Source organism: Clavibacter rahimiani, from assembly GCF_052654495.1.
Map to the genome: position 1 here is coordinate 950,438 of NZ_CP199790.1, position 14,586 is coordinate 965,023.

Annotated in this window: 13 protein-coding genes and 1 riboswitch; of the genes, 4 read left to right on the top strand and 9 right to left on the bottom strand. The window is 72.5% G+C overall.

Annotated elements, in window-relative coordinates:
- Positions 1–25 precede the first annotated feature (25 nt).
- Positions 26–169, bottom strand: a riboswitch (FMN riboswitch).
- 95 nt (positions 170–264) lie between these two features.
- From ACT7CP_RS04615 to ACT7CP_RS04630, 4 genes are all read right to left on the bottom strand, one after another.
- Positions 265–1,086 carry an HAD family hydrolase gene (locus tag ACT7CP_RS04615; protein ID WP_445443551.1) on the bottom strand — a complete coding sequence of 274 codons (822 nt, stop codon included), beginning with the start codon at positions 1,084–1,086 and terminating at the stop codon, positions 265–267.
- Positions 1,083–2,096, bottom strand: a complete 1,014-nt coding sequence (gene trpS / locus ACT7CP_RS04620) for a tryptophan--tRNA ligase (RefSeq protein ID WP_413963830.1) — start codon at positions 2,094–2,096, stop codon at positions 1,083–1,085. Before trpS ends, ACT7CP_RS04615 begins: the two co-directional genes overlap by 4 nt.
- Positions 2,097–2,176: 80 nt before the next feature.
- The gene (locus ACT7CP_RS04625; protein WP_445443552.1) at positions 2,177–3,022 is read right to left on the bottom strand and encodes an exodeoxyribonuclease III; all 846 of its coding nucleotides are present in this window, start codon (positions 3,020–3,022) and stop codon (positions 2,177–2,179) included.
- Positions 3,023–3,032: 10 nt separating this feature from the next.
- Positions 3,033–4,157, bottom strand: coding sequence for a YihY/virulence factor BrkB family protein (locus tag ACT7CP_RS04630; protein ID WP_445443553.1), 1,125 nt, complete (start codon positions 4,155–4,157; stop codon positions 3,033–3,035).
- A gap of 124 nt (positions 4,158–4,281) precedes the next feature.
- Between ACT7CP_RS04630 and ptsP the strand changes: the two genes are divergently transcribed.
- The gene (gene ptsP, locus ACT7CP_RS04635) at positions 4,282–5,937 is read left to right on the top strand and encodes a phosphoenolpyruvate--protein phosphotransferase (RefSeq protein ID WP_445443554.1); all 1,656 of its coding nucleotides are present in this window, start codon (positions 4,282–4,284) and stop codon (positions 5,935–5,937) included.
- A 92-nt stretch (positions 5,938–6,029) separates the two neighbouring features.
- Here the strand turns inward: ptsP and ACT7CP_RS04640 are convergent, their stop codons facing one another.
- The 5 genes from ACT7CP_RS04640 to ACT7CP_RS04660 all read right to left on the bottom strand — a co-directional run bounded on the left by ACT7CP_RS04640 (position 6,030) and on the right by ACT7CP_RS04660 (position 10,948).
- Positions 6,030–6,791, bottom strand: coding sequence for a succinate dehydrogenase iron-sulfur subunit (locus ACT7CP_RS04640; protein WP_119381684.1), 762 nt, complete (start codon positions 6,789–6,791; stop codon positions 6,030–6,032).
- 60 nt (positions 6,792–6,851) lie between these two features.
- A complete protein-coding gene (gene sdhA / locus ACT7CP_RS04645) occupies positions 6,852–8,675 on the bottom strand; it encodes a succinate dehydrogenase flavoprotein subunit (protein ID WP_413963834.1) in 1,824 nt (607 codons plus the stop codon).
- Positions 8,676–8,707: 32 nt separating this feature from the next.
- The gene (locus ACT7CP_RS04650; RefSeq protein ID WP_307502902.1) at positions 8,708–9,172 is read right to left on the bottom strand and encodes a succinate dehydrogenase hydrophobic membrane anchor subunit; all 465 of its coding nucleotides are present in this window, start codon (positions 9,170–9,172) and stop codon (positions 8,708–8,710) included.
- Positions 9,173–9,174: 2 nt separating this feature from the next.
- Positions 9,175–9,609 (bottom strand): succinate dehydrogenase, cytochrome b556 subunit, encoded by a 435-nt coding sequence (gene sdhC, locus ACT7CP_RS04655; protein WP_307502899.1) that lies wholly within the window; start codon positions 9,607–9,609, stop codon positions 9,175–9,177.
- Positions 9,610–9,772: 163 nt separating this feature from the next.
- A complete protein-coding gene (locus ACT7CP_RS04660; RefSeq protein WP_445443555.1) occupies positions 9,773–10,948 on the bottom strand; it encodes a glycosyltransferase family 4 protein in 1,176 nt (391 codons plus the stop codon).
- Positions 10,949–11,065: 117 nt separating this feature from the next.
- On the opposite strand from ACT7CP_RS04660, the gene ACT7CP_RS04665 reads away from it, so the two are divergent.
- The 3 genes from ACT7CP_RS04665 to ACT7CP_RS04675 all read left to right on the top strand — a co-directional run bounded on the left by ACT7CP_RS04665 (position 11,066) and on the right by ACT7CP_RS04675 (position 14,583).
- Complete coding sequence (locus ACT7CP_RS04665) at positions 11,066–12,187, top strand: mannose-1-phosphate guanylyltransferase (RefSeq protein ID WP_413963837.1); 1,122 nt, start codon at positions 11,066–11,068, stop codon at positions 12,185–12,187.
- 74 nt (positions 12,188–12,261) lie between these two features.
- Positions 12,262–13,338, top strand: coding sequence for a BMP family lipoprotein (locus ACT7CP_RS04670; protein WP_413963838.1), 1,077 nt, complete (start codon positions 12,262–12,264; stop codon positions 13,336–13,338).
- Between the two features lie 150 nt (positions 13,339–13,488).
- Entirely contained in the window at positions 13,489–14,583 is a 1,095-nt protein-coding gene (locus tag ACT7CP_RS04675) for a BMP family lipoprotein (protein ID WP_413963839.1), read from the top strand.
- Positions 14,584–14,586 lie beyond the last annotated feature (3 nt).

Sequence of the window (14,586 nt, forward strand, 5' to 3'; positions counted from 1 at the left end):
CGACGCCGGCAGGGTCGCTGGCGCCGCGTGCTGCCTCCCATCCGGACTTTAACCGTCGGTCCCGGAATCCCACCGGATCGGCGGACGAGGCTCCCGGGGACCCGGTCGCGCATCGTCCGTTTGCGGACTGTCACCGCCGGCTCGGATTTCCACCGACCCCGGAGCACGTGTATCCCCCGAGATTAGCCCACGCGGCTGGGAGGGCCGCCCGCGGATGACGCGATGCGACGCGGAGCGCACGTGCGGACGGCGTGCTGGGCGGTCTCAGGCGCCGATGAGCGCGTCCACGGCGTCGGCCAGTCCGTCGAGCGCGGTGATGCGCGCGATCCCGGCGCGCTCCGCCCGCGCGCGGTCCTCCGCGGGCACGTCCGGCCAGCCGCGCTCCGGGTCGCCCGCGGGCTCGCGCGCCGGATCCGCGGTCCCCGCGTCGGGGTCGAGCCACACGCCGCCCGCCAGGCCCGCGTCGGCCGCGCCGAGCGCATCCGTGCGGAGGCGGTCGCCCACCATGACGGCCTCGGCCGGATCCACGCCCGCCTCGGCGCAGGCGAGGAGGAAGATCCGCGGGTCGGGCTTCGCGAAGCCCAGGTCGCCGGAGCAGACCACGGGGTCGAGCCGCGCGGTGAGCCCCGCGGCGGCGATCTTCGGCTCCTGCTGGCTGCGCTCGCCGTTGGTCACCACGCCGAAGCGCACGCCCGGGTGGCGGCGCTCGATCTCGTCGAGCGCCTCGTGCGCGCCCGGCAGCGTCCGCCACGACTCCTCGTAGCCGCGCAGGTAGCCGGCGAACCAGGCGTCCGTCGCGGCGTCGTCGTCGGCGATGCCCGGGGCGTCCGCGGATCCCCAGGCGGCGAGGAAACCTCGCGCCCGCGCGCGCCGCTGGCCCTGGTAGTCGAGCTCGCCGGCGAGGTACCGGTGGTAGTGCTCCTCCTCGAGCGCGACCCACAGCGCGACGGCCCGCTCGACCTCCGCGTGGTCGCCCGCGTCGAGCAGCCCGCGCGCGGCGAGGTGCGCCGTGATCCCGTCGGCCACGGCGCCGCGGTGGTCGACCAGCGTGTCGTCGAGGTCGAGGAGGACCAGCCGGAGGGTCACCGGCCGACGCGCCGCACGAGGCCGACGGCGTCGTAGACGCGGGCGAGCATGGCGTCGGCCCGCTCCTCGGCGCGCGCGGCGTTGCCGGCGAGCACGCGGTCGAGCTCGGCCGGGTCGTCGAGGAGCTCGAGCGTCCGGGCGCGGATCGGCTCGAAGACGCCCGTGACGGTCTCGGCGACGTCCTTCTTCAGGTCCCCGTAGCCGCGTCCCGCGTAGCGCTCCTCGAGCGCCGGCACGGCCGTGCCCTCGAAGGCCGACAGGATCGTCAGCAGGTTCGAGACGCCCGGCTTCGCGCCGCGGTCGAAGCGGATCTCGCGCTCCGTGTCGGTGACGGCCGAGCGGATCTTCTTCGCGGTCCGCGCGGGCTCGTCCAGCAGCCACACCACGCCCGCGTCGCTGGCGGCGGACTTGCTCATCTTCGACGTCGGGTCCTGCAGGTCGTAGATCCGGGCGGTGTCCTTCTGGATCATCGGCTCGGGGATCGTGAACGTGTCGCCGAACCGGGAGTTGAAGCGCTTGGCGAGGTCGCGCGTGAGCTCCACGTGCTGCTTCTGGTCGTCGCCGACGGGCACGACCTCGGTGCCGTAGAGCAGGATGTCGGCCGCCATGAGGGTCGGGTACGCGAAGAGCCCGAGCGTCGTCGCGTCGGCTCCCTGCTTCTGCGACTTGTCCTTGAACTGCGTCATGCGGCTGGCCTCGCCGAACCCGGTGAGGGTGTTGAGGATCCAGGCCAGCTCGGTGTGCGCGGAGACGTGCGACTGCACGAACAGCGTCGAGACGGCCGGGTCGATGCCCGCGGCGATGTACTGCGCGGCGGTGCGCCGGGTGGAGTCGCGGAGGGCCGCGGGATCCTGCGGCACGGTGATCGCGTGCAGGTCGACGACGCAGAACACGGCGTCGTGCGTGGTCTGCATCTCCTTCCACTGCAGGAGCGCGCCGATGTAGTTGCCGATCTGCAGCGAGTCGGCGGACGGCTGCATGCCGGAGAAGAGGACGGGACGTGCGGTCATGGCGGGGCCTTCGTGTGCGGAGCGCGGGGCGCTCGAGGTGCGCCGGTCGGGCGCGAGACGGGGGAGGGGTGCGGGATGCGTCAGAGCGCGTAGTCGACGACCACGGGCGTGTGGTCCGACCATCGCTGGTCGTAGGCGTCGGCGCGGTCGACCGCGTAGCCGACGACCCTCTCCGCGAGCGCGGGGGTCGCGAGCTGGTAGTCGATGCGCCAGCCGGTGTCGTTGTCGAACGCCTTGCCGCGCCAGCTCCACCACGTGTACGAGCCGTCGACCTCGCCGGCCTGCTGGCGGCCGACGTCGACCCAGCCGAGGCCGGGCCCGGTGGATCCGTCGACGCCCGTGACGTCCTCGCCGCGGGCGCCGAGGATGCGGTCGAGGTAGGCGCGCTCGCGCGGCAGGAACCCGGCGCGCTTCACGTTGCCCTTCCAGTTGCGGATGTCGAGCTCCCGGTGGCCGACGTTGAGGTCGCCCACGACGACGGCCAGCTCCGAGTGCTCGGCGATCTCGGGCAGGCGCCGCTCCATGCCGTCCAGGAAGCGCCACTTCTCGTCCTGCTTGGCGGTGCCGACCTCGCCGGAGTGCACGTAGGCGCTCACGACCGTGACGATGGTGCCGTCCACGTCGTAGTCGGCCTCGAGCCAGCGGCCCGCGCTGTCGAAGTCCTCCTCGCCGATCGCGACGCGGTGGATCTCCGCGCGGCGGCGGCTCGCGATGGCGACGCCCGCGCGGCCCTTGGCGGTCGCGGCGTCGTGCAGCACGTTCCACTCGGGGCCGAGGAGGGCCTCGATGTCCGTCGTCTCGGCGCGCACCTCCTGGATCGCCAGGATGTCGACGTCACGCGTGGCGAGCCAGTCGCCCATGCCCTTGCGGAACGCGGCCCGGATGCCGTTCGTGTTGATGGACGCGACGCGGAGGTTCGAGGGCATGGGATCGATCCTAACGGCGGCGCCTCCGGCGGAACCGGAGCAGGACCCGCGTGAGCCCGCGTGACTGCTCGTACCGCTCCCGCTCCCGGGCGCGCTCCTCCTCCTCGAGGATCCGGCGCGCCTCGTCGAGCTTCGCGAGCCGCTCCTTCTCGAGCTGCTCGGGCGTGAGGTCGCGGGCGTCGATGCCGCGGTCGGCCATGCCCACGGCGATCCACGAGGCGCAGACGAGGATGACCTGGCAGATGAGGTTGAACCAGATCAGCAGGCCGATGATCACCGCGAAGGACGCGAGCAGCGGGTTCCGGCTCGCGCCGCCGAGCAGCGCCGTGCCGAGCACCTTGAGGACTCCCATGGCGACGCCGCCGAGGAGCGCGCCCTGCAGGAGCTGCGGCCGCGGGATCCTCACGCCCGAGAGGATCCGGTACGCCCCGGCCAGCACGGCCGTGTCGAGCGCCAGCACGAGCGCGAGGCCCACGGTGCGGCCGACGACGACCGCGAGGAGCGAGTCCTCGCCCACCTGCAGCAGCCGGAACGCGAAGCCGAGGAGCCCCGTGCTCACGACCGACAGGCCGGCCGAGAGCAGCATCGCGAGGGCGAAGCAGAGGGCGAGGCCGAGGTCCTTGACCTTGAGCAGCAGGAAGAACGTGGCGGGCGGCGGCAGGTCGAAGATGCGGCGCACCGAGTCGCGCGTGGACGCCAGCCAGCCCAGCGCGGTCACGAGGAGGCCGATGGAGCCGATGACCCCTGTCGCCTGCACGGCGCGCGACCGCAGCAGGGCCTCCGGGTCCTCGATCGCCCCGCCGCGTCCGAAGAGCCCGGGCACCGCGCCCTGGATGAGCGCGAGCAGCGAGTCGAGGAGCGCGGGGTTGCTCGCCAACACCGATCCGGCCACCGAGAACCCGACCGCGAGCGCGGCGAACACGGCGAAGACCGCCTGGTACGACATGCCGGCCGCGAGGATCGGCCCGCCCGCCGCTCCGTAGGCGAGGAACACCCGCACGGGCCGGAGCTCCATCACGCGGGCGACGAGCGCCGGGATCCCCGTGGGCGCGGGCCCGTCGGCGGCGCCGGCGGCGGGGGAGGAGGGCGCGTCGGCCGGGCGGTCGGGCCGTCCGCGCGTCTCGGGGGCGGTCATCTCCCGAGGATACGGGCCGCCGGGCCCCTGCTAGCGTGGACGGGCCGTTCCGGCAGCCCGGCCGGACAGCCACCCGTGCGGACGGCGCCCGTCCGCGCGGCATGCACCGAGCGAGGGAGTCCCTGTGCGCATCACCGGTATCGGAGTCGGACACGGAGTGGCCACCGGGCCCGTGATGCGGATGCCCGACCCGCTGCCGGAGCCCGGCACGGAGCGCTTCACGGGCGACGCCGAGGCCGAGGTCGCCCGCGTCGCCGAGGCCCTCGCCGCCACCGCCGACGACCTCGCCGAGCGGGGCGCGCGCGCCGGCGGCGACGCGAAGGACGTCCTCGACGCGCAGTCGCTCATGGCGCGCGACCCCGCGCTCCTCGACTCGGTGGGCCGCCTCGTCGGCCAGGGCCGCTCGGGCGAGCGCGCCGTGTTCGAGGCCTTCGCCACCTTCCAGGAGCTCCTGACGGGCATGGGCGGCTACATGGCCGAGCGCGCGGCCGACCTCGCCGACGTCGCCCAGCGCGTCATCGCCCGGCTCCGCGGCGTGCCCGCGCCCGGCATCCCCACCGCGGACGCCCCGTTCGTCCTCGTCGCGCGCGACCTCGCGCCCGCCGACACCGCGCTCCTCGAGCTCGACCGCGTGCTCGCCCTCGTCACCACCGACGGCGGGCCCACCAGCCACACCGCGATCCTCGCGCGCAGCCGCTCCATCCCCGCGATCGTCGGCGCGGTCGGCGCCGCGGACCTCGCGGACGGCGACGAGGTCGTGGTCGACGCCGCCGCCGGGGTCGTGATCGTGCACCCCGACGACGCCGAGCGCCAGGACGCCCTCGACCGGATCCGCGCCCGCGAGGAGGCGCTCGCCGCGCCCCTCACGGACGGCGCGCTCGCCGACGGCACCCCCGTGCCGCTCCTCGCGAACCTCGGCTCGCCCGCGGAGGCGGCGCGGGCCGTCGAGCTCGGCGCCGAGGGCGTCGGCCTCTTCCGCACGGAGTTCCTGTTCCTGGACGCCGCCACCGCGCCCACCGTCGCGGAGCAGACCGCGCAGTACACGCGCCTCCTCGAGGCGTTCCCGGGACGCAAGGTCGTGGTCCGCGCGCTGGACGCGGGAGCCGACAAGCCCCTGGCCTTCCTCACCGACGCCGACGAGGAGAACCCGGCCCTCGGGCTCCGGGGCCTCCGCGCGCTGCGGGCGCACGAGGACGTCCTCCGCGACCAGCTGACGGCCCTCGCCGCGGCGGACGCGGCGACCGACGCGGACCTCTGGGTCATGGCGCCCATGGTCGGCGACGCCGAGGAGACCCGGTGGTTCGTCGAGCTCGGCCGCGAGCTCGGCCTCACGACCGTCGGCGTGATGGCCGAGGTGCCGTCGCTCGCGATCCTCGCCGACCAGGTCGTGGAGGTCGCCGACTTCGTGAGCATCGGCACCAACGACCTCACGCAGTACACGATGGCCGCCGACCGCCTGCTCGGCTCCGTCGCCTCCTACCAGGACCCGTGGCACCCCGCCGTGCTCCGCCTGGTGCGCGCCCTCGGCGACGCGGGACGCGCGTCCGGCACCCCGGTCGGCATCTGCGGCGAGGCGGCGGCGGATCCGCTCCTCGCCGTCGTGCTCGTGGGCCTCGGCGCCACGAGCCTCTCGATGACGCCCGCGGCGCTCGCCGACGTCCGCCTGGAGCTCGGCCGCCGCAGCATCGAGGACGCACGGGGTGCCGCCGAGGCCGTGCTCACGGCCCGCACGGCGGCCGAGGCCCGCGCCGCCGCGGAGCGGGTGCTCGCCGACCGCTGATCCGCCCCCGCCCGCCGGTAGCCCCGCGCACGACGACGGCCCCGCCGCTCCTCTCGGAGCCGCGGGGCCGTCGTCGTGCGGGGCGGGAGGCGCTACGCCTTGCCGCGCATGATCGCCTGCTTGACCTCGGCGATCGCCTGCGTCACCTGGATGCCGCGCGGGCACGCCTCGGAGCAGTTGAAGGTCGTGCGGCAGCGCCACACGCCCTCCTTGTCGTTGAGGATGTCGAGGCGCACGTTCGACTCGTCGCGCGAGTCGAAGATGAAGCGGTGCGCGTTGACGATGGCGGCCGGCCCGAAGTACTGGCCGTCGGTCCAGAACACAGGGCACGACGACGTGCACGCCGCGCAGAGGATGCACTTGGTGGTGTCGTCGAAGCGGGCGCGCTCGGCGGCGGACTGGATCCGCTCCTTGCCCTTCTCCGGCTTCGTGTTCGAGATGAGGAAGGGCTGCACGTCGCGGAACGACTCGAAGAACGGCTCCATGTCGACGACCAGGTCCTTCTCCAGCGGCAGGCCCTTGATGGCCTCCACGTAGATGGGCTGGTCGATGTCGAGGTCCTTGATGAGCGTCTTGCAGGCCAGGCGGTTGCGGCCGTTGATGCGCATCGCGTCGGACCCGCACACGCCGTGCGCGCAGGAGCGGCGGAAGGTCAGCGACCCGTCCTGCTCCCACTTGATCTTGTGCAGGGCGTCGAGGATCCGGTCGGTCGGGTAGACCTCGACGTCGAAGTCCTCCCAGCGCGGCTCGGCGTCCTGGCCGGGCAGGAAGCGGCGGATGATGAGGGTGACCGTGAAGGTCGGGATGGCCGAGGCCTCTCCCGCGGGGGGTGCGTCCAGGGTTGCGGTGCTCACGTGTGCGGTCCTATCCGTTCGGTGCTGCGGGTGCGTGGGGCGGCGCTGATCCTCGGGGGATCAGTACTTCCGCTCCATCGGCTGGTAGTTCGTGATGACCACGGGCTTGGTGCTGAGCTTGATGTGGTCGCCGGCGTCCGTGCTGTGGGCGTCGCCGGTGAGGTACGCCATGGTGTGGACCATGTAGTTCTCGTCGTCCCGCTTCGGGTAGTCCTCGCGGAAGTGGCCGCCGCGGCTCTCCTTGCGGTACATCGCCGAGTAGACGACGACCTCCGCGAGGTCGAGCAGGAAGCCGAGCTCGATGGCCTCGAGCAGGTCGGTGTTGAAGCGCTGGCCCTTGTCCTGCACCTGGATGTTCGTGTACCGCTCGCGCAGGTCGGCGATCACCTTGGTGACCTCGATCAGCGTGTCCTCGGTGCGGAACACCTGGGCGTTGCGGTCCATCGACTCCTGCAGCTCGCGACGCAGGGTCGAGATCCGCTCGGTGCCGTTGGAGTTGCGGGCGCCCTCGACGAGGCCCTTCACGAAGTCGGCCGCGTCGGCGGGCAGCGGCGTGAAGTCGACGCCCTTCACGTACTCGGCCGCGTAGTTGCCCGCGCGCTTGCCGAACACGTTGATGTCGAGGAGGGAGTTGGTGCCCAGGCGGTTGGATCCGTGCACCGAGACGCACGCGCACTCGCCGGCCGCGTAGAGGCCCGGCACCACGGTCGTGTTGTCCGAGAGGACCTCGGCCTTGATGTTCGTGGGGATGCCGCCCATCGCGTAGTGCGCGGTCGGCAGCACGGGCACGGGCTCCGTATAGGGCTCGACGCCGAGGTACGTGCGCGCGAACTCCGTGATGTCCGGGAGCTTCGCGTCGATGACGGCGGGCTCGAGGTGCGTGATGTCGAGGTAGACGTAGTCCTTGTTCGGCCCCGCTCCCCGTCCCTCGCGGATCTCGGTGGCCATGCACCTGGCGACGATGTCGCGGGGCGCGAGGTCCTTGATGGTGGGGGCGTACCGCTCCATGAAGCGCTCGCCCTCGCTGTTGCGGAGGATCGCGCCCTCACCGCGGGCCGCCTCCGACAGGAGGATGCCGAGGCCGGCGAGGCCGGTCGGGTGGAACTGGAAGAACTCCATGTCCTCCAGCGGCAGGCCCTTGCGCCAGATGATCCCGACGCCGTCGCCCGTGAGCGTGTGCGCGTTCGAGGTCGTCTTGTAGATCTTGCCGAAGCCGCCGGTCGCGAAGATCACGGCCTTGGCCTGGAAGACGTGGATCTCGCCGGTGGAGAGCTCGAGGGCGACGACGCCCGCGGGCTGCTGCTTGCCGTCGACCTCGGCCATGACGAGGTCGAGCACGTAGAACTCGTTGTAGAAGTTGATGCCGAACTTGACGCAGTTCTGGTACAGCGTCTGCAGGATCATGTGGCCCGTGCGGTCGGCCGCGTAGCAGGACCGGCGGACGGGGCTCTTGCCGTGGTCGGCCGTGTGGCCGCCGAAGCGACGCTGGTCGATCTTGCCGTCGGGCGTGCGGTTGAAGGGGAGGCCCATGTTCTCGAGGTCGATGACCGCGTCGATGGCCTCCTTCGCGAGGATCTCCGCCGCGTCCTGGTCGACGAGGTAGTCGCCGCCCTTGACGGTGTCGAAGGTGTGCCACTCCCAGCTGTCCTCCTCGACGTTCGCGAGCGCCGCGGCCATGCCGCCCTGCGCCGCGCCCGTGTGGGAGCGCGTGGGGTAGAGCTTGGAGATGACGGCCGTGTTCGCCTGGGGTCCCGCCTCGATCGCCGCGCGCATGCCGGCGCCGCCCGCACCCACGATCACGATGTCGAACTGGTGGTAGTGGACGCCGTCCACGATGGTGCTCGCGGTGGGCTCGGAACCGGGGTTCGCGGTGTCAGTGGTCACGTGCTTCTTTCTCGAGGCGTAGGGGGTGCGGGCTACAGGTCGCCGCAGAAGGAGGGCAGCAGGTCCGCGGGCTGGCCGGCGGGGCACGGGTCGAACGTGAAGACCACGAGCGTGCCGAGGACGATGAGCACCACGGTGGAGGCGACGAGCGCGCCCTTGAGGACCTTGCGCGTCAGCGGCGAGGCCGCGTAGTCGTTCACGATGGTGCGCATGCCGTTGGCGCCGTGGATGACCGCGAGCCAGAGCAGCGCGATGTCCCAGACCTTCCAGAACGGGTCCGACAGCTTGCCGCCGACGAACGCGAAGTCGATGGCCTTGATGCCCTCGCCCATGATGAGGTTGACGTAGAGGTGGCCGAAGATCAGCACGACGAGCACGACGCCCGAGGCGCGCTGGTAGATCCAGCCCCACTTCTCCCAGTTGACGCCGCCCTGGGCACGGGGCTGCCGTGCCTGGCGGGGGCGCTCGACGCTGACCTTCTGTGCGATGTCGCTCATGATCAGATCCATCCCGCTTCGCTGAACACGTTCATGAGGTGGCGGGGCACGAAGCCCGCCATGAGCACGACCCACAGGCCGATGACCACGTAGAACATGAGGCGCTGGTGCTTGGCGCCGTAGCGCCAGAAGTCGATGAGCACGATGCGCAGGCCGTTGAGCGCGTGGAACCCGATGGCGCCGACGAGGCCGACCTCGCCGATGCCCATGAGCGGGTTCTTGTACGTGCCGATGACCGCGTTGTAGGCCTCGGGGCTCACGCGGATGAGGCTCGTGTCGAGCACGTGCACGAGGAGGAAGAAGAAGATGGCAACGCCGGTGATGCGGTGCAGCACCCATGACCACATGCCCTCGCGGCCCCGGTACAGCGTCCCGGCGGGGACCTTCGGTGCGCGTGAGATGTGCGGTTCGCGGGTTCCTGCCGACTTGATGGACACGGAACGACCCTCCCTGATGCTGGTGCCGCCGTGGGCGGGGACCCTTCGCGCCGACGTTGCGCGACCTAACGAGTCTACGGTCGCCCTCCGGCGGTCGCCCGTTAGGGGACCCTAAGCCGCGGGGGTGGTCCCGGGGTCGTGCCGGGAGCCGTCGCGGAGCGGATCAGGCGCCGACGGGGACGGGCCCGGCGCCCGCGGGATCCGCCGTCTGCAGCGCGGAGCGGCGGGCCGAGACCGCGCGCCCGTAGTGCCCGATGAGCTCGTCGCCGATGGTCGCCCACGAGCGGCCGAGGACCGCGCGGCGACCGGCCTCGCCCATCCGCAGGCGCAGGGGCTCGCTGGCCGCGAGCTCGTCCACGAGGCGCCGCAGGTGCGCGTCCCGCCGCGACGCGGGGTCGAAGAGAAAGCCGTCCGTGCCGTGGTCGACCAGGTCGATGGGTCCGCCCGCGTGCGGCGCGACGACCGGGAGCCCGGAGGCGTGGGCCTCCTGCACGGTCTGCCCGAAGGTCTCCTCCGTGCCGGTGTGGACGAAGACGTCCATGGCGGCGTACGCGGCGGCGAGCTCACGGCCGCCGACCCGTCCGAGCCAGGTGACGGGCATGCCCGCGAGCGCGCGGCGGGCCGAGGCCTGGCTGGGGCCGTCGCCCGCGATCAGGAAGCGCACGCCGGGCATCCCGCGGAGCGCCTGGAGGCGCTCGAGCTGCTTCTCGGGCGCGATGCGGCCGACGTAGCCGACGACCGTCTCGCCGGAAGGCGCGACGCGGTCCCGGAGGGCGACCGCGTCCTCCATGGCGCGGTTGCGCGGGTGGTAGCGGTCGAGGTCCACGCCCCGGCCCCAGCGGGCGACGCGCTCGACGCCCGCGGCCGCGAGGTCGGCGGCGGCGGCGCTCGAGGGCGCGAGGGTGAGGTCCGCGCCCTGGTGGATCCAGCGCACGAGCCTCCAGACGTAGGGCGCGGTGGCGGCCAGGCGGTTGCGGCGCGCGTAGCCCGCGACGTCCGTCTGGAACACCGCCACGGAGGGCACGTCGATGCGCGTGGCGGCCGCGATGGCCTGCGCGCCGAGGAAGAGGGGGGAGGCCGCGTGCAGCACGTCGGGCGCGAAGTCGGTGAGGAGGCGCAGGACGTGGGGGCTCGGGATCCCGACGGGGAACTGCCGGTAGGCGATGGCCGGGACGCCGTGCACGCGGAATCCCGCGAACTCGGACGGGGCGCCCGCGTCGGGGGCGATCACGAGCACCTCGTGCCCGCGGTCCCGCAGGTGCTCGAGGACCCGACAGACGCTCGTGGTGACGCCGTTGACGGTGGGGAGGAAGCTCTCGCTGACGACGGCTACGCGCATGCCCACGACGCTAGGCACCGGGGCCGACGGGGCCGCCGCGGCGCCGTGAACGCCCTGTTGCGGTCGCGTGAACTCGGCGCATCCGGGCGCCTCCCAGGCTGCCGATAGGGTGAGCGCATGACCGAGCAGACGAGCGCGATCTCCCGTTTCTACAGCGTGATCCCCGCGGGAGGCGTGGGCTCGAGGCTCTGGCCCCTCTCGCGCGCCGACGCGCCCAAGTTCCTGCACGACCTCACGGGCTCCGGCCGCACGCTCCTTCGCGACACGTGGGAGCGGCTCGCGCCCCTCTCCGGCGAGGACCGGATCATGGTCGTCACCGGCCGCGCCCACCGCGCCGCGGTCGAGGCCCAGCTCCCCGAGCTCGCCGACCCGAACGTCGTCCTCGAGAGCGAGGGGCGCGACAGCACCGCCGCCATCGCGCTGGCCGCCGCCATCCTCGAGCGCCGGGAGCCCGGCGTCATCATCGGCTCGTTCGCCGCCGACCACGTCATCGCCGACCCGGACCGCTTCCGCGACACGGTCCGCGAGGCCGTCATCGCGGCCGACGCCGGCTACATCACCACCATCGGCATCACGCCCACCGAGCCCGCGACCGGCTTCGGCTACATCCACACCGGCAAGGAGCTCAGCATCGACGGCGCCCCGCACGCCCTCGAGGTCGCGTCCTTCGTGGAGAAGCCCAGCATCGGCGTCGCCCGCGGCTACGTGAAGGGCGGCACGCACCTCTGGAACGCGGGCATGTTCATCGCGCGCGCCGACCGGCTGCTCGAGGAGCTCGGCCGCACCGAGCCCGAGCTGCTGAAGGGCGTCCTGGAGCTCGCCGAGGCGTGGGACACCGCCGACCGCGGCCTCGTCGTCGACCGCGTCTGGCCCAACCTCAAGAAGATCGCCATCGACTACGCCGTCGCCGAGCCGGCCGCCGCCCGCGGTGCGCTCGCCGTGATCCCCGGCCGCTTCACCTGGGACGACGTGGGCGACTTCGCCTCCGTCGCCAAGATGCACTCGAGCGGCCGCAAGTCCGACCTCGTGATCCTCGGCGAGGACGCGCGCGTGCTCTCCGACGCGTCGAGCGGCATCGTCGTCGCGAACAGCAAGCGCGTCATCAGCCTCATCGGCGTGCGCGACATCGTCGTGGTCGACACCCCCGACGCGCTGCTCGTCACGACCAAGGAGAACGCCCAGCGCGTGAAGAGCGTCGTCGACGCCCTCAAGCTCAGCGGCGGGACGGACGTCCTGTAACGAAGGGGCAACGATCCCCCTCGGGGGTTTCCGCGGGCGGAGAGCGCCCGGAGCCGCGCCGTTAGATTCCGGGGATGCCCCGCACCCCGCGCGTCCTCCGCATCGCCTCCCTGCCCATCGCCCTCCTCGCCGCCGCGTCCCTCGCGGGATGCGGCGCGGCCCCCGAGCCCGGCGCCACGGGCTCGGCCTCCGCGACCGACTACTGCGCCCGCATGGTCACGAACTCCGGCGGCCTGCAGGACCGCTCCTTCAACCAGTCCAGCTGGGAGGGGCTGCAGCGAGCCGAGCAGGAGCTCGGGATCCAGGCCGACGTCCTCGTCTCCACCTCGGAGACCGACCTCGCGCCGAACGTCGAGCAGGCGGTGGGCACGGGCTGCGGCTTCATCCTCACGGTCGGCTACGAGCTCGCGGAGGCGACCGCGGCCGCGGCGGCCGACAACCCGGACGTGCACTTCTCCATCGTCGACGAGGTGGTCGACGCCCCGAACGTCAAGCCGCTCGTCTTCGACACGGCGCAGGCCTCCTACCTCGCGGGCTACCTCGCGGCCGGCGTCAGCGAGACCGGCAAGGTCGGCACCTTCGGCGGCGGCAACCAGCCGCCCGTCACCCTCTTCATGGACGGCTTCGTCGACGGCGTCGCGGCGTACAACCAGGCGCACGGCACGCAGGTCGTCGCGCTCGGCTGGGACGCGGCCGCGCAGGACGGCACCTTCACGGGCGACTTCGAGGACGTCTCCAAGGGCCGGAACACCACGCAGAACCTGCTCGACCAGGGCGCCGACGTGATCATGCCCGTCGCCGGCCAGGTGGGGGAGGGCGCCGCGTCGGCGATCCTCGCGCACGGCAGCGGCAAGCTGATCTGGGTCGACAACGACGGCTACGACACCCTGCCCGCCGAGTACCGGCCGCTCCTGCTCACGAGCGTGCTCAAGGACACGGGCCAGGCCGTCGTCGACATCGTCGGCGACGACCAGGACGGGACCTTCTCCTCCGAGCCGTACGTGGGGACGCTCGCGAACGGCGGGGTGGGCCTCGCCGGGTACCACGACCTGGCCGCCTCGGTGCCGGCCGAGCTGCAGGCGGAGCTCGACGCGCTGGAGGCGCGGATCGTCTCCGGCGAGGTCGACGTGGAGTCGGTCTCGACCCCGTAGCAGGCCCCGCGTTTCCGCGTTGTTACGGGGTCGTCCCGGATCGGTAACGCTTGCGTCCGCGGCCCCGATCGGGGCGCGGGGGGCATTCCCGCCCATGGGTAACATGAAGCCACATCGCCCGGCGGACCCGGGCTGCAACTGGAGGCCACAGTGACCATCACCACCCGAAAGGCCGCCCTCGGCGGTCTCGCCGCCGTCGGCATCACCGCGATCCTCGCGGGCTGCGGTGCCGCTCCCGAGTCCACGACGGGAGGTGCGGGCGGCGAGGCGAACAGCGACCTCCTCTCCTGCATGGTCTCCGACTCCGGCGGATTCGACGACAAGTCGTTCAACCAGCTCGGCTTCGAGGGCCTCACCGCGGGCGCCACCGCCGCGGGCCTCGAGACGCCCAAGACGGTCGAGTCGGCCGCCGAGACCGACTTCGGCCCGAACCTCACCAACCTCGCCGACCAGGGCTGCGGCCTCATCGTCACGGTCGGCTTCCTCCTCGCGGACGCGACCAAGGAGGCCGCGGCCGCCAACGCCGAGACCGACTACGCGATCATCGACGACGCGTCCATCGACGCGCCGAACGTGAAGCCCATCACCTTCAACACGAGCGAGGCCGCGTTCCTCGCGGGCTACGCGGCCGCGGCCTACTCGAAGACCGGCACCGTCGGCACCTTCGGCGGCCTGCAGATCCCGACCGTCACGATCTTCATGGACGGCTTCGTGGACGGCGTCGAGTACTTCAACGAGCAGAAGGGCACGGACGTCAAGGCCATCGGCTGGGACGTCGCGAGCCAGACCGGCTCGTTCACCGGCGGCTTCGAGGCGAACCCCGCCGCGAAGACCAGCGCCCAGACGCTCATCGACCAGGGCGCGGACGTCATCATGCCCGTCGGCGGCCCGATCTTCCTCAGCGCTGGCGAGGCCATCCGCGACTCCAGCGACAAGGAGATCGCCCTCGTCGGCGTCGACTCCGACGCGTACGAGACCGCGCCCGACCTCAAGGACCTCTTCCTCACCTCGGTGCTGAAGGGCATCGACGCGGGCGTCGAGGACGTCGTGAAGACGGCGGCCGACGGGAAGTTCGACGCGACGCCGTACGTGGGCACGCTCGAGAACGGCGGCGTCGACATCGCCCCGTTCCACGACTTCGAGTCCAAGGTCCCGGCCGAGCTGACCGGCGAGATCGAGACCATCAAGGCGGGCATCGTCGACGGCTCGATCACCGTCGAGTCGCCGTCGTCGCTGACGAAGTAGCAT